This is a genomic window from Planococcus sp. RAB007_Raresut (assembly GCF_057369535.1).
Genome location: NZ_JBXYIF010000012.1, coordinates 1 through 20,845, shown reverse-complemented (window position 1 = coordinate 20,845; position 20,845 = coordinate 1). Strand labels below are relative to the sequence as shown.

At 36.6% G+C, this 20,845-nt stretch carries 21 protein-coding genes; 14 read left to right on the top strand and 7 right to left on the bottom strand.

Translation table 11 applies throughout. From position 1 onward, the window contains the following. From AC2Q9J_RS17095 to AC2Q9J_RS17065, 7 genes are all read left to right on the top strand, one after another. Window positions 1-480: M23 family metallopeptidase (locus tag AC2Q9J_RS17095; RefSeq protein ID WP_499041827.1), on the top strand; the 480-nt coding region annotated here is incomplete at its 5' end. 16 nt (window positions 481-496) lie between these two features. Further along, a complete protein-coding gene (locus tag AC2Q9J_RS17090) occupies window positions 497-1,048 on the top strand; it encodes a hypothetical protein (RefSeq protein ID WP_499041825.1) in 552 nt (183 codons plus the stop codon). A gap of 20 nt (window positions 1,049-1,068) precedes the next feature. Further along, window positions 1,069-1,323, top strand: a complete 255-nt coding sequence (locus AC2Q9J_RS17085) for a hypothetical protein (protein ID WP_499041824.1) — start codon at window positions 1,069-1,071, stop codon at window positions 1,321-1,323. Next, window positions 1,320-2,342 carry a conjugal transfer protein TrbL family protein gene (locus AC2Q9J_RS17080; protein WP_499041822.1) on the top strand — a complete coding sequence of 341 codons (1,023 nt, stop codon included), beginning with the start codon at window positions 1,320-1,322 and terminating at the stop codon, window positions 2,340-2,342. Before AC2Q9J_RS17085 ends, AC2Q9J_RS17080 begins: the two co-directional genes overlap by 4 nt. A gap of 13 nt (window positions 2,343-2,355) precedes the next feature. Continuing rightward, window positions 2,356-3,108, top strand: a complete 753-nt coding sequence (locus AC2Q9J_RS17075; RefSeq protein ID WP_499041821.1) for a hypothetical protein — start codon at window positions 2,356-2,358, stop codon at window positions 3,106-3,108. 21 nt (window positions 3,109-3,129) lie between these two features. After that, on the top strand, window positions 3,130-4,695 hold the full coding sequence (locus AC2Q9J_RS17070; RefSeq protein WP_499041819.1) for a coiled-coil domain-containing protein: 1,566 nt from the start codon (window positions 3,130-3,132) through the stop codon (window positions 4,693-4,695). Window positions 4,696-4,698: 3 nt separating this feature from the next. Further along, window positions 4,699-4,950 (top strand): AbrB/MazE/SpoVT family DNA-binding domain-containing protein, encoded by a 252-nt coding sequence (locus AC2Q9J_RS17065; RefSeq protein ID WP_112224899.1) that lies wholly within the window; start codon window positions 4,699-4,701, stop codon window positions 4,948-4,950. Window positions 4,951-5,155: 205 nt separating this feature from the next. On the opposite strand, the gene AC2Q9J_RS17060 is transcribed toward AC2Q9J_RS17065, so the two are convergent. The 3 genes from AC2Q9J_RS17060 to relB all read right to left on the bottom strand — a co-directional run bounded on the left by AC2Q9J_RS17060 (window position 5,156) and on the right by relB (window position 6,131). Next, window positions 5,156-5,434, bottom strand: a complete 279-nt coding sequence (locus tag AC2Q9J_RS17060; protein WP_499041817.1) for an AbrB/MazE/SpoVT family DNA-binding domain-containing protein — start codon at window positions 5,432-5,434, stop codon at window positions 5,156-5,158. Between the two features lie 214 nt (window positions 5,435-5,648). After that, window positions 5,649-5,912 (bottom strand): type II toxin-antitoxin system RelE family toxin, encoded by a 264-nt coding sequence (locus AC2Q9J_RS17055; protein ID WP_101802388.1) that lies wholly within the window; start codon window positions 5,910-5,912, stop codon window positions 5,649-5,651. 6 nt (window positions 5,913-5,918) lie between these two features. Beyond that, window positions 5,919-6,131 (bottom strand): type II toxin-antitoxin system RelB family antitoxin, encoded by a 213-nt coding sequence (gene relB / locus AC2Q9J_RS17050; protein WP_499041816.1) that lies wholly within the window; start codon window positions 6,129-6,131, stop codon window positions 5,919-5,921. A 230-nt stretch (window positions 6,132-6,361) separates the two neighbouring features. On the opposite strand from relB, the gene AC2Q9J_RS17045 reads away from it, so the two are divergent. The 3 genes from AC2Q9J_RS17045 to AC2Q9J_RS17035 all read left to right on the top strand — a co-directional run bounded on the left by AC2Q9J_RS17045 (window position 6,362) and on the right by AC2Q9J_RS17035 (window position 12,788). After that, complete coding sequence (locus AC2Q9J_RS17045; protein WP_499041814.1) at window positions 6,362-7,519, top strand: hypothetical protein; 1,158 nt, start codon at window positions 6,362-6,364, stop codon at window positions 7,517-7,519. Next, window positions 7,516-9,381 (top strand): ATP-binding protein, encoded by a 1,866-nt coding sequence (locus AC2Q9J_RS17040; protein ID WP_499041813.1) that lies wholly within the window; start codon window positions 7,516-7,518, stop codon window positions 9,379-9,381. Before AC2Q9J_RS17045 ends, AC2Q9J_RS17040 begins: the two co-directional genes overlap by 4 nt. Window positions 9,382-9,662: 281 nt before the next feature. Beyond that, the gene (locus tag AC2Q9J_RS17035; RefSeq protein ID WP_499041811.1) at window positions 9,663-12,788 is read left to right on the top strand and encodes an Eco57I restriction-modification methylase domain-containing protein; all 3,126 of its coding nucleotides are present in this window, start codon (window positions 9,663-9,665) and stop codon (window positions 12,786-12,788) included. Window positions 12,789-13,145: 357 nt separating this feature from the next. Here AC2Q9J_RS17035 and AC2Q9J_RS17030 read toward each other — a convergent pair whose 3' ends face one another. Then, window positions 13,146-13,529 carry a hypothetical protein gene (locus tag AC2Q9J_RS17030; RefSeq protein ID WP_499041809.1) on the bottom strand — a complete coding sequence of 128 codons (384 nt, stop codon included), beginning with the start codon at window positions 13,527-13,529 and terminating at the stop codon, window positions 13,146-13,148. 116 nt (window positions 13,530-13,645) lie between these two features. On the opposite strand from AC2Q9J_RS17030, the gene AC2Q9J_RS17025 reads away from it, so the two are divergent. The 3 genes from AC2Q9J_RS17025 to AC2Q9J_RS17015 all read left to right on the top strand — a co-directional run bounded on the left by AC2Q9J_RS17025 (window position 13,646) and on the right by AC2Q9J_RS17015 (window position 16,772). After that, window positions 13,646-14,470, top strand: coding sequence for a competence protein CoiA family protein (locus tag AC2Q9J_RS17025; RefSeq protein WP_499041807.1), 825 nt, complete (start codon window positions 13,646-13,648; stop codon window positions 14,468-14,470). Window positions 14,471-14,508: 38 nt separating this feature from the next. Next, window positions 14,509-16,059 (top strand): competence protein CoiA family protein, encoded by a 1,551-nt coding sequence (locus AC2Q9J_RS17020; protein ID WP_499041805.1) that lies wholly within the window; start codon window positions 14,509-14,511, stop codon window positions 16,057-16,059. Between the two features lie 128 nt (window positions 16,060-16,187). Beyond that, complete coding sequence (locus AC2Q9J_RS17015; protein ID WP_499041803.1) at window positions 16,188-16,772, top strand: restriction endonuclease; 585 nt, start codon at window positions 16,188-16,190, stop codon at window positions 16,770-16,772. Between the two features lie 79 nt (window positions 16,773-16,851). On the opposite strand, the gene AC2Q9J_RS17010 is transcribed toward AC2Q9J_RS17015, so the two are convergent. Beyond that, the gene (locus tag AC2Q9J_RS17010; protein WP_499041801.1) at window positions 16,852-17,727 is read right to left on the bottom strand and encodes an Abi family protein; all 876 of its coding nucleotides are present in this window, start codon (window positions 17,725-17,727) and stop codon (window positions 16,852-16,854) included. Window positions 17,728-18,070: 343 nt separating this feature from the next. On the opposite strand from AC2Q9J_RS17010, the gene AC2Q9J_RS17005 reads away from it, so the two are divergent. Beyond that, window positions 18,071-18,196 (top strand): hypothetical protein, encoded by a 126-nt coding sequence (locus tag AC2Q9J_RS17005; protein WP_499041799.1) that lies wholly within the window; start codon window positions 18,071-18,073, stop codon window positions 18,194-18,196. Window positions 18,197-18,292: 96 nt separating this feature from the next. Here the strand turns inward: AC2Q9J_RS17005 and AC2Q9J_RS17000 are convergent, their stop codons facing one another. Continuing rightward, complete coding sequence (locus AC2Q9J_RS17000) at window positions 18,293-20,053, bottom strand: DUF4365 domain-containing protein (RefSeq protein ID WP_499041797.1); 1,761 nt, start codon at window positions 20,051-20,053, stop codon at window positions 18,293-18,295. A gap of 5 nt (window positions 20,054-20,058) precedes the next feature. Beyond that, window positions 20,059-20,676 carry a recombinase family protein gene (locus AC2Q9J_RS16995; protein WP_499041795.1) on the bottom strand — a complete coding sequence of 206 codons (618 nt, stop codon included), beginning with the start codon at window positions 20,674-20,676 and terminating at the stop codon, window positions 20,059-20,061. Between the last annotated feature and the right edge of the window lie 169 nt (window positions 20,677-20,845).

Below are 20,845 nucleotides of genomic sequence, written 5' to 3'. Positions count from 1 at the left end.
ACCAAAGTTGTTAGCTCGTTAGGTGGATTAACGATGAACTGCACCACCTCAACCGGCGAATTTGCCAAACCGATTCCGAATGTGGAAGTGAACTCCAATTACGGCGTCCGGATCGATCCTTTTACCGGGGCGATTTCCAATCATGCAGGGGTCGATTTGGCCTGTAGCCAGCCGGATTTGATTTATTCCGCAAAAGAAGGGCGCGTCGTCTTTGCGGAGTATCCGGTCAACAGCAGCTTAAACACCTATGGAAATGTCGTGGTCATTGAACATGAAAACAAGCTCTTCAGCCTGTATGCCCATCTAAGTCAAATTGACGTAGAAGTCGGACAGGAAGTCAGTCAGCTCGAACCGATCGGTCAATGCGGCACAACTGGCCGATCGACTGGGGACCATCTGCATTTTGAGATTCATACCGGTTCGATGTTCGGCAGCCGGGTCAATCCGATGCCGTATCTCGAAGGAGAAGCTGAAGACTAAGGAAGTGGTGAAAAAAGTGGCGAAATTGGATTTTCGGACCATCCTGCTGGGACTGGCAGTACTGGTTCTCGGTATCATCAGTTTCAATCTGTATCTAACCATGAAAGACGCCCAAGCAGAAAATGAGCAATTGACGGAGGAAGTGGAACGCCTGAAGACGGTTCAGTCCCAGGAACAGGCCATCTATTCCCGGACCGAAGAATTCTTGCAGGCTATGTTGGAAGGTGGTTCCATTGACTATTTCACGACGGAATTGACGAAAAAAACGGAAGCCGAACTGGATGAGGACCATCACCTGCACGACGGCAGCCGGAGCCAGATGGAGGATTTTGAGATCTTCAATATTTCCGTTCAGCAAAAAGAGGAAGCGTACCAGGTCTATGCCATTTATAAAGTCGCTTTGACAGGTGTGGACGGCGAACTGGAGTATCCCGGAGATCAGCCCTTGTTGTACCTGACTTCTCGAATCACGTGGATCGAAGAGGACGGGGAATGGAAAGTGGATGCCCATGAACTGCAGCCGCTGGCATCCGGTGAAGAAGTCACGGAAGCCATCTCCAACGGATGAAGCGGAAAGGATGTGCAGGCATGAACGAAAAATTGAAACGGGTGGCTGCCTTCCAGCAAGGGGTCCAAAAAAAGACGGATCGATGGATTGAACAGTTATCCCGAAATGCCATTGAGCAGGAAGAACGGAAATACGAGCTGTTGTACGGCAAACCCTTGAGCGAGAAGGAACGGATTGAGATCAAAAAAGGCGTCGTTGTCCGGTATGCGTTTTTGTTGGCGGTGCCGGTGTTGGTATTGTTGTTGACGCTGATGAACCGGGGGGTGATGGGATGAAGCGCTGGATGGGAACTTTGGTTTTGTTGGTTCTGCTAGTTAGTTTATTTCCTGTTTTGGTGTTTGCTGAAGAAGGCGAATTCATGGAAGAAACGATACAAGAATACAAAGAAACTCAATCAGACGCAGATCAAGTAGATAATGTAGAATCATATATGAAAAATGTTCTTTACTTAGATAAATATGATTACAGCACAAATCAGTTTGATTGTAAGTGGCACGAAATTGGTTGTCATACGAATAGTTTTCTTTACACAACCGTCAGTGGATTCGTTTTCGGAGCCGTTGATAGTTTTAGCAAGTTCCAGTTAGATCCCGATTTCATTACCGGAAACCCTATTTATGAGGGGTATATGTTGAACTTTAAATCCCTGGCATGGACCATTGCAGCGATCTTTATCTTATGGCAAACACTTAAGATTATCATTCTGTATAGCGGAAACGGGGAAGAGGGCATGAACTCACTATACGATAAGTTGGTTGCAATTATCGCAGGAGGAATTCTGCTCGGAGTCTACGCTCAATTTTTTGATTGGATTTTAGAGTTAACCCATTTACTGACGGAAACGATGCTCACTTCTCCCGTTACCCATTACGATGTTATGCAAGTGATGGCCGTGAATTCTGTCGGTTATGGATTAATCTTGATGATAGTGGTAGCGGCTATTTTGTTTGTCTTTTTCTTATCCATTCTGTATCGCACAGTCCTCTTTGTTATCCTATATATAACCGGAGTACTGGCAGTTCCAACCATCGTGAATGATCAATACAACTTTTTTAATCTCTGGTTAAAAACGGTTGTGAGTAATATCCTTACACTTACCATTCAGCTTCTTTGTTTCGTGTTGGGAATTAAGACATTGGTCAGTCTTGAAAGCGGAAATATGATTATAGGAATGGTTTTCTTTATAGTTGGCTTGTCCATACCAACCTTATTGAGTCAGTTCGGAGCTTCAACCGGATCTGCAAAAGCGGTGGGGTCATCGGTTAAATACGTAGCGCGTTATGCGAAACGATAATAGGAGTGATCAAATGAAAAAGTGGATGCTTTTTAGCCTTCTTTTAACATTAATAGCAATTTTGGTGGCATGTGGTTCTGAGGAAAAAGCTGAAGGTCAATCAGAGCCAAAAGATGAAAAAGTATTTTCTGCTGAAGACCATAAAAAAGCAGAAGAGATGCTTAACTACTTAGATGGAAGAATGGAAGAGTTTGAAAAGAGTACGATTGATTCGATGAACAACGGAGAGCTTAATGGTGAAGATGAGGAAATGTTAAATGAAGAAATCCAAACTGTGGCAAACGAAACAGTCATCCAACCATTTCTTGCTAAGTATGAGGGGAGTATAATTCCCGAAGAATATAAAGATGAAGAGCAAATAAGCGTGTATTTTAATAAAACTAATAGTGAACCGTGCAGTTTAGGATTTTGTGAATATGACGGCATTGAAGTTATGAATATGTCAGTTGAATTTGAAAATAGTGAGGAATATTCATCAGAACATTTTAAAGGTACAGAATTAATTTTCAATGATGTGCAGTATGGGTATGGAAATGATGAAAAACAGCCTAAAGAGACTGAAATACGTTTTGTAAAAAGTACGGATGGAAACCTGATTATCACGCAACATCCTTACCTTAGCTTTTCTTCTTTAAACTTTAAAGAATATGATCAAGAATTTGAATCTATTAAGACAAGTGTCCCAGAAAGTGAAGTAGAAGCAGAACAAGCGGAATACAAAGAGGAAGTGGAAGAAACGCTTTCGAAATTTCCGGAACTTCAATAGTTTTTGAAAGAAAGGAATGTGATGGTAATGGTGATGCGTACGATTGCCAATAAAGTCGGCACCATTCAAGTTGAGGGCAATGCGTTCTATTTTCTTCAGCCCCTTTCTACATTCAAGACAGACCAGATGGATCAAATCCAGCAGGCATATGAGAAACGAATGGCTGCGTTAACGGAACAACCTTTTTACCTGATCGCAAAAGACCTCACCTTTCAGTCCGGCCAAGTGCAGTTCGAATACGATTTGACCGGTTTCAAAGCATTTGATCACTTGAAATCTCTCTATTTCGAAGACAAGCTGCCCTATTACCTTTCGCTCGTCCGGATGGCCAAGGATTCCAGCGTTACCATCCTGTGGCAAAAAGAGAACTTCGTCATCGATCCGGAAGAGAAACTGGTGAAAGCGGCCATTCTCGAAAACGAGGAATTGCAACTGCAGAACCCGAAAAGTCGCGAGGATGCGGTGAAGGAACTGATCATCATTTCACTGACCAGTTTGAATCGTGTGCTCGGTCGGCCAAGAAGAAGCGATTTCTTTGAGCAAAGCGAAGACGTGATCCGGTTTGCGGAAACCGTTTTCCTGCGTCTCAAGACATTGGATGAAATGGAATCCTACCTACTGGGCATCCAGGAAGAAGTGAACGAACGAAAACGGCTGGAAGCAGAAGAACTGGCCCAGCAAGAAGCTGATAAAGGCCGGTTTTCGTTTTCATTAGGCAGTCTGGTGAAGGGAAGAAAAGAAACCCGGGTTAAAAAAACACCCCAGCTTACGCTAGCTAAAAACGAAGGGAAGCAGCCGAAGAAAAGCGTGACTGCCAAAGACAGCAATAAACGTTTCCTGCTTGGAACAGCCGGCATATTGGCAGTGGCAGTATTGCTGAATATCGTTTTGACGAATGCCAATGAAAATGCACAGGCTACCGATGCAGGGAAAACGGAAGTGAGCGAAGAAATAAGCTTAGAAGAAGTTTACCGGCAAGGACTTCTCGGGGACGACATGGCCGTGATCGAAGCGCTTGAAACGATCGGGCAGGATTCCTTGAAAGAAAAAGACAAAGAAGTCCTGGCGACCTTGTATATGGAAAATGGGGACTACAACAAGGCGATTGAAGCCGATCCGGAGCTGACCAGTGAAGTTGCGGCCAAGTTGATGGAAGAAGGCAAGGTTGACGAATTGCAGGGTCTTGAAGCCTCCCTCGAGGGAACGAGTCCGGAAGTGGCATTTGAACTGGCTGCAGCCAGTGAAGATTGGCAAACCGTGATTGATCTGCGCAACCAAGTTGAATTGACGGACGAACGGATTCCAACCATTCTTTCTGCCTTTATCCAAACCGGTGATTTGCAGACGGCCAAAGCTTTTGTAAATGAAAAGGCACCGGAGAATGAGGAAGTAATGGACCGGCTGCTGGAAGCGGAGAAACAGCAAAATGAACTGGAAGCCTTGAAAACCGAAAAGGCAGAAAAGCAGAAGCTGATTGATACCGATACTGATGAAAAGAAAATCAAGGCAGCCAAAGAGCGGATAAAAGAGATTGATCAGCAGATTACAGAACTGGAAAAGGGTATAGAAGTGATTAAAGGGGGTTGAGCTGTGCACACCAAACGAATCAATCGACTGGGCCGAATTGTGATTCCGAAAGAGATCCTCGAAATCTTCCAGTTAAAAGAAGGCGATTCCGTCGACATTATGCATAATGAGCGACAGATCATCATCGAGCCGCATAAGCAGCGCTATGTTTGTGCCGTGACCGGAAAGGTGACGAGCGAAGCGATCCGGATTGGGGAAGCCTGGATCAGCAAAGAAGGCATGACCGAAATCGTCAAATATATGGGTAGTGAATAACGAAAAGACTGTCAGGCATTTAAACCCGGCAGTCTTTTTCTAAAGCATTAATTCCTTTGAAAATAGTTTGGTAAAACTATGAATTTGATGTTGGTGGATTATCCGTAGCATTTTCAACGGCTTGTTCTAAGCTAATAATCAATTCCTCAAAAAATTGGTTTTCATTCATTTTTCATCCATCCTCTCGGAAGTATGTGAACCCATATTATTGTGTATGGCTCTGCAGTTCCTTCAGCAGAATCTCAGCCCCTCTTGGACTTAAATACAAACCTTTCACGTAAGTGGATTCAACGTTTTCGTTCAGGATTTCTCCAGTTACGGCACAAGTGCGATCGGTCTGGTATTTTTTGAGAATGATTTTATCGTCTTCAAGAAAAATTTCCATCGGATCACCCACCGAAACGCCCAGGGATCTTCTCAACTCGATTGGTGTGACAATGCGGCCTAACTGATCAACTTTCCTCACAATACCGGTACTTTTCATCATAAGACTCCTTCATTTCTATAATCATCATACTCTTACTCATTCTACCTATTCGTGAAGCAACGCGTCCAATTTATGAACCGCTTGGAAGAGATTTTAGTCAGAGGAGAAATCAACTGATACAAAGATTTTCACGACGGTCATTCCAGTCAAATGCTCACTTTAGAATACGAAAAAACAGGTGCAGCCCCTTGAAGAGCGTGCACCTGTTTGCTTATTCGTAAATATCTTTTCGGTGTCCAACATCGATAATGGTAATAATGATTTTTTCATCTTCGATCAACGCCAGAATACGGTAATCACCGACCCGGTAACGCCACTTGCCTTTGTGGTTTGCAACCAACGCCTTGCCCTGTGTTCGTGGATCGTCGGTATCCTGCAGGTTCTTTTCGATCCAGCCAATCAGGAGAGAGGCTTGGTACCGGTCCATCTTTTTTAATTTCTTCAACGCGGCATCTGAGAAATGAACAGCATACATCGTCGGTTATAAACCCAATTCTTTTTTGACATCATCTAAGGAATGGGTTTTTTCCATAGTGGCAAGGACCCGGTCAAAGTTCTCCACATCCAATTCATCTTCAATCTTCTCGATGACGGCATTCCTCATCAAGTCCGAAACAGATGTGTTTTTCAGTTTGGCGTAATCGCGGATGAGTTTGCTGTCGCGGTCATCTACCCGCAAGGAAATAGTGGCCATGGTAAAACCTCCTTCAACTCTTTGTAATACATTGTATTACAAATTTCAATGTTTGTAAAATGATAGATTCCGAATCTCTTTGTATAAAGAATTTAGAGGTTCTGTGCATACGAGTAAGTTATTGAAAATAATAGAGGATTATCTAAATCTAAATGAGTGTTATAATTGTTCTGTTTAAAATATTTAAAATTTTATAAGTTTTCAAGTGAATAAATTGCGGGGTGTTAAAATTGAATTTTACAGAAGTTATTGAAGAAATACAGACTGGAATCGCCGAGAAAAGAGTCAATTTTTTAGTGGGCTCAGGAGCATCTTATCCATATTTTCCAACGTTAAATAATATTGAATCTATATTAACTGAACAAAATCTAAATAATAACGACAGAAATTTAGTATATCTATTTTATTTTCTAGAAGTAATCAATAAAAATCTTGAACTTCATAACCTTTTTGTTAAGAGATTTCACTTTGTAGCTGAAGCAACAGAAGAGGTTTATAAAATAAAAGAAAACTACTTATATTTTGTAACTAATCTTGTAAATAAAATGAGTAAAAGAAACGCTCGAATTTCACCAACGAGGGCTAATATCTTCACTACTAATTATGATTTGTTTTTTGAAATTGCTATAGACAATGAAATTGCACAGAATCCTTCCGCAATTTTTAACGATGGTGGAAGTGGGGTTTTCAATAGATATTTAAGTTCGGACAATTACCATAAAACTGTATCTCGTAATGGAGCTTTTGATAATTATCATATAGAGCTGCCAACGATAAATTTAATGAAATGTCATGGATCAGTAAATTGGGAGAAAAGAGAAATTTTAAAGAATGACAAAATAGCAATTAATAATAATTTAAGTTTATTGGATCAAATAGAAAGGCAAGCTCTTAGTATTAATTTATTAGAAGCTGAAATCGAAAAAATAAAAAACTTTTTAAATAATCCTGAGTCTATTTCTTTAGGTGAGTTTAAAGAGATTTCAGAAAACTACAAGAAAGAATTAAGTAGATTTTTCGACTTATATCAACAGCTAATGATCATTAATCCTGAAAAAACTAAGTTCAAAAATACATTAATAGAAGAGCACTATTACAGTATGCTTCGTTTACTAAGTTATGAGCTTGAAAGGGACCAGTCTATTCTAATTGTATTTGGTTTTTCCTTTGCAGATGAGCATGTTAGAAATTTAATAAAGCGCTCTATTTATAATCCAGGTTTGAAAGTTTATATCTTTGTTTATAGACATGGAGAAAAAGAATCTATGACTAATCTGCTAGAGTGTCGCAATTTAAAGAATATTGAAGTTATAGAGCCAGAAGACGAAACGAAAAATTTAGATTTTAAGTATTTAAATGAATTAATTTTTGGGGGCTTAACTAAATGAAGAGCTCTTTACAAATTGGTGATGTTGTTGAAGTGAGAGGAACAAGGATAAAAGTCCAAGTTGAAAAAGAGATGAATCACTCGACTTTAATTCATCATGGACAAGTAATTAATAATGTTACAGTCAACGCCTTCATAATCATAAAGAAGGGAATAGTTGATATAGTAGGTAAAATTGATGCGGAGTATATAGAAGATTTATTGAATAGAAAAATTAGTTTTGAAAAAGATCAACGCTATACAAAAAATTCAATCTCCAGAGTATTAGAAATTCAGATTGTAGGGTTCTTTTCTAATGAAAGATTTTTAAATGGGGTTAGACATCTCCCTATGATAGGGAATATTGCGCATATTCCAACTAATGAGGAAATTGCTAGTATTTTTTCAGGAATTAGAAGTAATTCTCAAATACAAAACCATGGAATTTGTATTGGAAAATCTATTTATGAAGATATATCTGTCTCTCTGCCATTGAATTCAATTTTTTCTTCTCATATAGGTATATTTGGTAATACGGGGAGTGGTAAATCAAATACATTAGCAAAGCTATATACTGAACTATTTAGGAAAGTTGATACTGACAATATACACCAAACTAGTAAGTTTCATCTTATTGATTTTAATGGAGAGTATGCTCATTCCGGGATCTTTGGCTTACCTGATGAGAAGACAAAAGTTTTTCATCTCTCAACAAAAGAAAACGGAGAAAGGGAAAAAATAAAAATTAGTTCAGATCATTTTTACAATGAAGAAATCCTTTCAATCCTTTTTAGCGCGACTCCTCAAACACAAAAACCATTTTTAAAAAGAATTTTGCAAGGAATAAAAAGAGAAGAAGAAGCCGGATATGAACTAAAGCATTGGTTACCATACTTATATGCCAAAGCGATTTCAGGTTCTTCAAGAGAAACAGTCGAATACATAAGAGAGATAATAGAAATTTCTTTTACAAAAGAAGAAACTGACGACTTCTTTAACATAACTCAAACGATTAAATTGTACGCAAATGGTACTTGGAAATGTGAAGGTGGTTTTATTAATGATATTGAATCGGTTCTAAGTGGTGCAAGAAGCGATGATTCAGGATATAACGAATTGAAAAATATAGTGAGAGACTCAAATTTGTTTCAAGATACATGGTTTAAACAGTTAATATTTCGCTCTCGGTTACAGTTAGCTAGCGACTTATTAAACAAATTTGCTCAGTATGAACATATTAATCCGCTTATTCACAGAATTGAATCAAAGGTTAGGGAGCTTGAAAGAGTTTTTGAACTTGCTAACTTAAGTGAAGAAATTGAAGAAAATTTATTAACTATTTATTCTTTTAGAGATGTAAACATTGATATTAAAAAAATTCTCCCAACTATAATCACAAAAATGATTTTCGACAAACATAAGCAAGATACTAGTCAAGATCATATCAATAAAACTGTTCACTTAATAATTGATGAAGCTCATAATATCCTGTCTAGCCAATCAAAAAGAGAAGGGAACGAATGGCATGATTACAGGTTAGACTTATTTGAAGAAATTATAAAAGAAGGTCGTAAGTTTGGATTCTTTTTAACTATTAGTAGTCAAAGGCCATCCGACATTTCTTCCACAATAGTTTCTCAGATACATAATTATTTTTTACATCGATTAGTGAATCATCGAGACTTAGAACTTATTGATACAACTATATCCTCTTTAGATCGAGTTTCTAAAAATGCTATTCCTACTTTAGCTAGTGGTATGTGTATTGTTACCGGAACGGCTTTAGTTATGCCAGTATTTCTTTCTATAGAACAAGTATTAAAGAGTCAACGGCCAAACAGTGAAGATGTTATTCTCACAGATTTGTGGAGATATGAAGGCTAAAATAATATGCATATAAAAAAGAAACCTTAGTCAATTATCACTGAGGTTTCTTTTTATAGCTTGCAGTAACTACTGATAAGAGAAAATCATTTTAAGTAATAAATCTAAATACCAGTAAATTTCAAGTGACCCCAGGAACAATTTCATACAATTCTATTTTTTTATTTCCTAGACATAGATATAAGTAAGCGAGGTCTATATTGATATGGTAAAATTTACTACAGATAAAGGGTTTTGAGAAAAATTATACGTTTATTTTCTATTAAGAGGAGAGCTGGATTATGCATAACTATATTTTTAACAGAAAAGTATTAAATAATCGTTTGAAGAACTTTACAAAATACGATATCGAAAACTACGATAATAAATATAAAAGAATGTGTAATTGGGCATACATACTTGAACAAAAAGGATTAGATAAAACAAGAGAAGAGGAACTTCAGGGAATATTTATTTATCAAGTATTCACAGAAGTATTAGGGTATAAAGACCGCATTAACCATAAAATCTGGAATGTTCAACAGGAAAACAAAACTGAAATGGATGCCACCAAAGCCGACGGTGGGCTAGGCTTCTTTTCATCGGATTTTGAAGATGTAAGGGCTATTATCGAACTCAAAGATGCAAGAACAAATTTAGATGCCAAACAAAAAAGAACTAGTGGAGACACTCCTGTTTCCCAAGCCTTTATGTATTCTTCTAAAATAAAAAGTGTACGATGGGTGATTGTGTCTAACTTCAAAGAGATACGTCTATATAATTCATTAACACAAACAGAATATGAATCATTTTCTGTTCTTGAAATGCGAAAAAATGAAGAAGAGTTCCTACGTTTTGTGTATTTAATGCGCAGCGAATTTTTATTGAAGCGAGACGGTAAATCCGATTTAGATTTATTATATGAAACAAATGAGAAGGAAGAAAAAAAGATAACGACTGATTTTTATAATCTTTATAGAAAGACTCGTATCAATTTTTACGAACACCTTGTTAAATACAATCCGGAGGTTGATGAATTAACATTATTTTCAAAGACGCAATTAATATTAGATCGCTGTCTTTTTATATTCTTCTGTGAAGATAGTCATTTGTTAAAAGAACATACTTTTGCAAATTTAATTGAAAAAGCTAAAGGCAGTTACGCTGTCAGTGACGAAAAGATATGGCCAGAACTTATGGGACTATTTAATTCTATTGATAAAGGGAATCCTTATCATGAAATTAATCGTTTTAATGGTGGACTATTTAAACAGGATGATGTATTAGAAAACTTAACTATTAAAGATGAATTTCTTGAGAGTTTTTCTAAGATGGCAGAATTTGATTTTGAATCTGAACTATCTGCGACTATTTTAGGTTATATATTCGAACAATCTATCTCTGATATTGAAGAGTTTAAGAAAGAACTTCGAGGAGAAATTCAAGACAAAACTCAAACGAAACGAAAGAAAGATGGAATATTTTATACATCACCTGGTATTGTGAAATACTTACTTGAAGAAAGTTTATTTAAATGGATTGAAGATAAAGAGAAAGAACTTAAAATCGATAAATTTGTGGAACTAACAGATGACTTTATGGAAAAAGCCTTAGCAAAAGGAAATACAAGTGAAAAAAAAGCTTTGAAAAAACAAATCAAGGCATATGAAGATTTGTTATTGAAAGTTCGAGATATAACTATATTAGATCCAGCAGTCGGCTCTGGAGCATTTTTGAATGGGGCATTTTCATTATTGCTCCAAAAAGGAGAAATAATTAACGAGGAAGTTGTAAAAAGGGCTGACAGATTTGCCATGTTTGATATTCAAAAAAATATTCTACAAAACAACTTATTCGGAGTTGATTTGAACTCTGAAAGTGTTGAACTAGCAAGGTTAGCACTATGGCTTCGAACAGCAAATAAAAGAGATCCATTAACTTCTTTAGATAACAATATTCAAACTGGAAATTCTTTAATTGAAGACTCAGCAGTATCTGATTTATCTTTTAATTGGATGGAGCGTTTTCCGAGAAATCAAGACGGATTTGATGTAATTGTTGGAAATCCACCATATGTGTTTGCACGAAACCAAGGATTTACTGAAAAGGAAAAATTGTACTTTGGAAAGGAAGAAAATTATAGATTAGCAAAATATCAATTAAACACCTATTTATTATTTATTGAAAGAGCCTATAAACTATTGAAGCCTAATGGCTGGTTTGCTTTTATCGTTCCGAATACGTGTTTGACAATTGATAGTTACTCGAAGCTAAGAGAGTTTTTACTTACAATGGTGGGAGAACTCAAAATCGTAAATATTTACGACAAGTTATTTGCAGATGCTAACGTAGATTGTTGTTTTATTATATTTAAGAAAACATCACCTACTACAGTAACTTTAGGGGAGTATCGTGATGAAGTTATTTTAACGGTAGCAGAAGTTAAACCAGAAGAATTATTAAATACAAAAGGTAGTATTATTAACATCGCTCTGATGAAGAATAAGAGCACGCAGGATTTAGTAGAAAAAATTAATCAAAAAGGCATTCAACTGATTGAAGCTGCAGATGTAAAATCCGGATTGAAGGCTTACGAGGTCGGAAAAGGAACTCCTCCTCAAACTAAAGAGCAAAAAGATAATAGAGTTTATCATTCTAAAAATAAAGAGACAGATAATCATATTATGTATTTAGAAGGGAAAGATGTATGCCGTTATTATATTGAGTGGGGTGGACAATATTTACAATATGGCACAAACCTTGCGGGTCCAAGGAAGAGTGAGATGTTCATTAACGAACGTATATTAGTCCGACAAATACCTACCAAAGGAAAGTATGCAATTAATGCTGTTTATACAGATAAACACTTATTAAATGACATTAATTCTATGGTGATTTTCGATTTTAATAAAGATCCATATTTTCTATTGGGAGCATTAAATTCTAAAATTATTACATTTTGGTTCATTAATTACTTTGACAAGTTTCAACGCAAGCTATTTCCACAATTTAAAGTAAAAGAACTCAAGTTATTTCCGATGCCACCGAAATACGAAAAAGAAATTAGTTTAAAGACAAAAGAATTAGTGAAAGCTTATAGAGAAGTAGCCAGGGTAATAGCAACAGTTAACCGGTTGATAGAATCTCAAATTGGAGTCCTTGATAAATCTATTGATAAAAATAAGTGGTCGGAATTAACTGATACAACATTTATCAAATTAATTGAAAGTAAGAAAAAAATTAATATGAATGAAAAAAGTGACTGGTTAGATTTTTTTACTAAACAAAGAGCTAATTCTTTATCTTATGAAAAAAGTATAGAAAAATTAAATTTAGAATTGGATGAGCTTATAGGTAAATCCTTTGATTTAACCGAAAATGAATTAAAATTCATTGATGAACAACTAGAAGAATTTTTAGCACTATAAAATAGAATGTGAATTAGAAATTAGACTATTGAAAAGCTAGATATTATTCCTTTAAGAACGAACAGCGACTACAGCTGTTAATGAGAATCTACCTTCTATTTAAAATAAGTTAAAATTTCATAGGAAAGAGTGTTTGTCTAAAAAATATTACGTATAAATAACCTCTCAAAAACGATAGTTTATGAGACTACTGTAAATGGGAGATTATATTATCGTTTTGGACAAGTATGTTTTCTCAAAACTTATTTCAAATTCAGTCTTTCAATAACATAAAAGCCAACTCCTATGAACTGCATTTTCATTGCAGCACAAAATTGGAGTTGGCTTTTTAATTTACAGAGTAAGCTGTGGATTTCCTTATTCATTTGGCTGGGAGGCGTAATCAATCTCTTCGGTATCATCTGGATCAATCAACTTTATCTTTTCCCCGTTTGCACCTATCCGATAGTAACCTGAATTGTCCTGATGAAAAGATCCACCACATTTTTCGATATACGCCTTTCCATAGTCACTTTCAAAGTTAAAGGGATTCAGCCCTAAAGATTTTTCAGCTTCAGATATTGCGAGCTGCACAAAGTCGGCAGCTAAGTTAGATCGATTTGTTTCCAGCAATTTAGCGATGTACTGAAGCCGGAAATTCGTCTCATTTTCAAGGGAAATTGAAAATTTAACAGGTTTAGGTGCTTTCGAAAAATTCAATTCTTCTACGCGTTCTTCTACATAATTTTTTATAATACTCATTCTTTAAACCTCCAAATATAATATCTGAAATAATTTTTTAAATATTATTTACATTATTATTTCATATAACTATAATTAGAGTCAATTACATATTGTGGAATTAGTAGGAGGGAACTATGAAATTTAAATTACCTTATGGTCTCCAAGACGGGAAACTCATGCATATCTCAGCGGTAGATAAAGGGTTGAAATGTGGTTGCGTTTGCCCCGCTTGTAAGCATCCTTTAATCGCAAGAAAAGGAGAAAAGACAGTCCATCATTTTGCTCACGCTAATTTAGCAGAATGCGCTAAAGGGATGGAAACAGCTTTGCATTTATCAGCTAAAGAAATCCTTGAAAGACGTAAGGAAATTCTTTTGCCTAAAGTAGAGGTGGAATTCAATAGTTATAGACCCAACTGGCTCATTTCAGAGGAACGACTTATTCAGTTTGATGATGTCAAACTGGAATATAGAATGGATGCTATCGTTCCTGATGTCATCGTTTGGATAAAAGGAAGACCTTTGATGATAGAAGTGACCGTTACACATAAAACAGATGAAACAAAAATAGATAAAATAAAAAAACTTGGCATTTCCAGTCTCGAAATCGATTTAAGTGCGGTCAAAAGAGAGATTTCCCTTATCGAACTGGAACTTATTCTGATTGAAGAAACTGGTTATAAAAAATGGCTACATAATGAAAAAACAGATTTTTATAAGGCGAGAGCTCTGACTTTCGCTGAAGTGAAAAAACCAATCGAACGAAATTGGGCTAAACATGTCGATGGGTGTCCTATTCGATCGAGAGTGTACCGGGGAAAACCCTATGCGAACGTCATCGATGACTGCTTATCTTGTGAGTACTGTTTACATATAGAAGATGGGGAGACCGGGATAGGGAACATTCATTGCAGCGGTTCCTCCGGAATAAAAGAACTTGCAGATTTACAGAGAAGATAAAGAATCTGGAGGAATTATTGAAAAAAGGAGGAAATTTTATGAATTACGCCATCCATAGCTTGGATCGTACCGAGGAATTTATCAGTCAGCTTCTTGAGAGTCAGACAATCGAAGAATTAAAAAAAGTGGCAGATAAAAGTACTTATGAATGCCCATATTGCCAGGAAACTTTATATGTTCGTGGAGGGAATATACGTGAATGTCACTTTTCCCATCTGCATAACGAAGCTTGTAATCCCGCCAAGCAAGTCAGAAAATCCTACCGGCAATACCAAAAACAAATTAAACGTGAATCAACGAAGCATTCGGTTTTAGTCAGTATAGTAAAAGATGAATTGAAAACGGCTGCCATCGGAAAAGAAAATATTGAAATTGTAGAAGGGTATCGAGTAGAAAAGTTCAAGAAGCACTATCCGGACCTTTACGTTTGTATCGGTAGCCGTGAGTGGGCCATTACCATCTTGACTGAGTTGACCGAAAACGAAAATAATACATACGCCCAAAACTTCAGGGAAAGACATCGCTATTTTCAGGAGAATGGATTAGAAACTTTATGGCTGTTTGATAAAGCGAATTTTGCTACTGAAAAAGCTAAAAGAAGCCTTGTCATGTGGGAAATTGAATACCTGAGTTCGAGGGAAAGCAAAGAGGATCTGGAATGGAAGGAATCCATTAGCCAGTACGCAGACCGATATGACTTGTTTAAACTGTTAGAATATCCGATGGTCGATGTCGGTAAGGAACTGCTGGTCAAAAGTATTTATTACATAGCACAGATAGAAGAAAAGAATGCAATCCGGGTTTACCGATATATTGATGACTCGGATAAGGGGCCATATCGTGGGTTTTTAATTGGAGAAACTTCTACTGTTCCATTCAGTCAAGCCCTTCAAATTGAGTGGGAATCTTTCCGGCTGAGTGATTCAGAAAACGAAAGAAAGATGAGGACGGAACTGAAAGAAGAATTTCTAAAATCCCAGGAAGAGACGAAAGAAAGAGCCAAAAAAATTGAAGAAGAGGAAGCTACCAGAAAACAGTTTTTGGCCAAAGAAAGAGAAATAAAAGAAGAAACAGAACGAAAGAAACAACAGGAAGAAGCGATTGAGCAAAATCAACGACCTGAATACCTTTTCAACAAAAGTAATCAAAACAGCTATAACTACAACGGGAATTCAGCTTATATAACCAGTTATGGAGAGTACGAACTGGACAATCATTGGCGTAAGATCAATCAAGAAAAAAGAAGGAAGCTGCCCAAAAAGCTGACGTCAATCATCCAAGTGCCCGAAAAAAAGTATAGGGAATTTGTAGAACGACTTTTAACTATTCGAATTGAAGGAGAAATTTACATCCAATCGCCAAATATATGGTGGAGAAAAATCATGTTAGATTGGTTGGAAGAGAATTATTTTGAAGAAGACTGGACGGTTTCAGTACAGGATATGTTCGATAGGTTGCAGAAATCTAATGTGGAATTCTCTGCAAATGGCACCACTCTTTTAAAATATCCCATTAGAAATTTTTTATCAGCTTACAATAAAGCACTTAAAGAATTGAAGGTTAAAAATCAGCTGATAATTGCCGATTAAGAGAAAGTGCGGCAAGTCGCTGGCTTATAATGATTTGATTTTTAATATAATTTAGCTTACGTGTTGTGGTGTTGGAAAGGAAGGGAGGTGTTCTCTTCTTTTTCTTAAAGCTAAGAGGGGGAACGGCTTTGAATATATTTGATGGATTAGAACTCGGAATCGATTTGTTTTGGAGCATAATAACTGCAGAGCCATTATTGACAGGAACGCTTGTCTTGTTATTTATAGGATCTTATTCGGTCGTCTTTATCAAGGATATATTGTGGGAGCGAAAGTTGAAAAAGTCTGGAATTCTGCAAATTGATGAAATGACGGGGAGGGAATTTGAAGAATACTTACGCGTTTTATTCCTTGAAAGAGGCTACCGCGTTCGATTGACAAAGAAGACGGGCGACTATGGAGTAGATCTGGTATTATCTTCAAAAAACCGAAAGATTATCGTGCAAGCAAAACGCTATAAAAAGAATGTGGGCATAAAAGCAGTACAAGAGATTTCGGCTGCCAAAAATCATTATCAAGCGGATGAATGCTGGGTCGTCACAAATAGCCATTTCACGGATCCTGCGAGAAACTTAGCTAAATCCAACCAAGTCCGGCTAGTGGATCGGCCACTGTTGATGAAGTGGATGTTGGAGATGAAGAAAAACGATAAAAAGAGCTCAGCAGGTAGATCATCGATTTCCCAAGAAGAAAGTGGAGAAAGTGGCAGCTGAGTTTACAGCTGATTTACCTTCAAAAGCGAATGAGTATAGTAAAAGGTCTGCTGTATTTTTCAGCAGACCTTTTACTTTTCTATAACCAAGCTTTCCAATCGCTTGGAAAACCTAGATGTCTCGTATCAATATATTCATGATACTCCTCTATCAAGAGCGCTAAAGAATCTACGAAAATTCCCCGTTCCTGGTCGTTTAGTAATTTACAGGCTACAAGGATTGTAGCAAAAACTTCATCGTTTTGGACTTCTCCCTGCAACTCATCAAACAGCTGAGGACGTATCGTCAATTTTTTCCCGTATAGTCTTCCGTGATGAGCACATGTATTTCGAATGGTCGTCAGGGTATGTAGCCAACTCTGTGTATAGACAAAAGGAACATTATAATACTCTTTAGAGATAGCCGATTTATCTTTGTTCTTAAGGTTTTTAAACAGCATAGATAAAGTCGAAAAAGACAATACCTCAACTGCAACCCAAATTGGAAATACTCCTTGATACTTGGATTGATGATGTGCCACAAACAATTCTGTTCTATTATCCTTATAAAAACGGTTTAGGTTCGTTAACAGTTTTTCGTGATACACAGGGCTATTAAAGTGTTTAGCTTCTTTATATCCGAGGGGGCCGTATGTATGGGCGTGATAGTAAGCTATATGGGTTCGAAAGGCAATTTCAATACTCTCAATAATCCCGATCAGTAATTGCCGTAACTTTTTATCAAATTCGTACAGTGCAACTAGCCGATCAAATGTAGTGCCGGGCAAGTATTGATCCTGTCGTTCAGGGTTTTTCAAGGTTAATCCATACGCGGTCAGACGATAGTAATTGATTCTTTGCAGAGTGGAAATTGCTTCTTGGGAATCTTTTACTTCTATCCCCCGTTGCTTAAGAATTGCGAGTTGTTCTTCAAATGTCTTTGCTTGTTTAATGCGAATTGGTTCTGGGACATCCATGACCAAAAACCTCCATATACAAAAAAACGACCCACCGTGGTCCGCATTGTTAAGAGGCGTGGTGGGTTCTATTATTTATATTATAGGACTTATCGTTGAAACTGTCTATAATGAGTTATTATATTATAAAAAAACTCTATATATAGTACGTCGTTTTCTTTCTGACACTTTATATTGTGTTTTTTGAATAGGGAGATTATCATTAAAGAGTAGGAGGAAGAAAAAAGTCTGAAGATGTGGCTTCATCTTCAGACGTCTAAATAAATACCTTTACATGAAGCTTATCAGCTTCCTCCTACTTTGAAAATCCGGAACTGACGTTCTTAAGAAAGGAGGAGACCTAATGGCTAAACATAAAGGTGGAATAGTAGGTGGAGCTGCTAGAATCTTAGCAAGCAAATCTTCTACTTCGAAACAAAAAAGCCGGGCAGCTGGAATATTGAAACGTCACCAAGATGCCAAGCATTGATTTATGTTTAAAGGACAAAACGCTGAGCTTTGAAATTGAAGTTTCAGCGTTTTGAAATTTAATTTTCTTCTATAGTATATAATTCTAATCAATTTCTTATCTAATACTTTCAAAGAGCGAAAAAATCGGATAAGTTGAAAAACTATCTCTATCTTTTTCGGGGAGTTTAGTGAAATGGTAATTTGATTCATTTTTGTTACCTAATAAAACATTTACACCAAATAAGATTTGGTGATTATCCGGGTGAGCATGCTTTATGTCTAAGAGTCTTTGTATATCAACCTCATCCAAAGAGTCATTTAACCGTAACTTAATTTGTATTAGGTTGAGTTCATAAATAACCTCAGGATCTTTCTTTTTCTCAAAGATAAATTTAGCTAATTCGAGAAGGTCCTTCCTTTTTAAAGAGTCATAGGATTTTATGCAATTGAGACAAAAGTGATTCGTTAACTCGGATATTTGATCATTTATAAAAGGATTAATTTTTTCGAAGGAACTTTTTATTACATCCGTCTTTAAGTTAATAGAGTGGGTAAGCATTTTTTCAGATGCTAATATGTAAATTGAATGTGGAGTTCTCTCTTCATTTTCATTTTCACTTACAGCGATAGCCGTTTCTGATAATGCAGGAGAAAAAGCATTAATAAATTTTGGCTGTTTAGTAGGATTATAGAATGCTGCCACTCCTAAATCGCCAATGTTTATATTAACAAATCCGCCGCTTTGGGGAAGTTTTACACTTACTTGTGAGTAATCTTTTTCGAGAAACAATTGGTTTAAAAGGTTTATATCTTTCACTATAGTTTCAAAATCGCCAGGAACAACTTTATCAAAAGGAATCCCTACTTCTTCAAAGGTGGGTATACTTTCAGTGAAAAATGAGTAGTATGCTTTTATACTTTCTGCTATCTCTATAGTTGAATTCTCTTCAATATTTGCTTGGATTGTTTGATCCATAAAAGTAGCAGTATGTCCTTCAAGAAGATCAATGAAGAAAGGAAGAACTTTGAGCATGCTATTCAGTGAATTGAATGCTTCTAGAGTTACCTTGAATCTGCTTCCATCTTCTTTATAGGTTAGGCGAAGTGAACTTTCATAGACTCTGGTAGTAAAACCATCCTTATTTTTTATATATTCACTCCAAAACCGGTATTCTTTATTATTAATTAATATCTTTTCCTCTGTCTTAATTGTATAAGTATCCAGCCTCATATTAGAGCGAAGGGGAAAATCAATTCCATCTCTTTCTCCGTATAACGCAAAGTCGTGTTGGAAAATCTCACTAATATTTGAATCTGTTAATGTAAGACTACTAGCTTTCAAAATTGAATATTCTGCCTCCAAATTTTTTTCGTGCTCAACTAACACTAAAGGTTGCCGTTTCTTTTCCCTTAAGAATAGGCGACACACACGATATAAAGACGTTTCCTCTAAAGCTCTAAGTTCAACCGATTTTGACTTTTTCCCTAGCTTTTTTCCATCATGGTTTAGGATTGAATATATTTCCAGTGGTAGTAACTGTTTGTAAAAAATTTTAGAATCACCATTTTCTAATAATTCTACAACAAAATATAACACCCCTTGATTATCGTAGTAATTCTTTAAGTGATTCATTTTGATAGGATATGATCTTGTTTTATCAGAAAATTCCTTAACTACTTTTCCTTTTATTTGAACAGGAACCTTTCCAATTAATGTTTCTATAGTTTCTCGAGTCTCTTTGAAAACTTGTATTTCTCCATCAAAAGAAATTGATTTGTCATTCTCAGGTATTTCAGGTTTTAACATAGAGTCAACTCGGTCAGCTATCTCATTAACGGCTTTAACAGCTAAACGTTCAATTTTTGAACTGTCCAAATTCCTCACCCTTTTTTTACAGATTCTTTTTCAATTTCCCTTACTAATCTGTAGAAACTTGTTTTCTTAATTCCGGCTTCCTGCATGGCTGCAACAGCAGTTAACTCTCCTGTTTTCCATCTTCTATAAACCTCTTTGAATTCCTCTGAAACATAAACTGCTGGTCTGCCAAACTGGATGCCGTTTTGCAGAGCCAAATCGATTCCTTCACGCTGCCGTTTTCGAATGCGTTCCCGTTCCTCTTCGGCCATCCACGATAGGATTTGCAAAACCAGATCCGCAATAAATGTCCCCATGCTGTCTTTATACTGGGTCGTATCCAATAACGGCATATCCAACACCACGATATCGGCTTCAATATTTTTCGTGAGATCATTCCATTCCTGGAGGATCTCTTCTTTGTTTCGGCCAAACCGGTCCAGTGAGTGAATATATAAAATATCTCCTTTTCGAATAACCCGTTTGAGTAACTGATAGTTTGCTCGTTCAAAGTTTTTTCCACTTTGCTTGTCCAAATAAATGTCCCGTTCAGTGATGCCCATTTTCCGCATGGCTTCCAATTGGCGGCCTTCGTTTTGATCTTTGCTGCTGACACGTATGTAACCAAATTTGCGGTGTTCCATAATTCACCTCTATAAACGATTGTTTCTTCTCATTATACCTGAAAAGCGTTCGTAAAAGTGTATGCAATTTCGCGAACGTTCGTAAAGTCATTTGACACGTTTACGAACGCTCTTTTTGGCCATTTTCGGCTGTTTTCAAAGCGTTCGTAAAAGTGTACTTTTACGAACG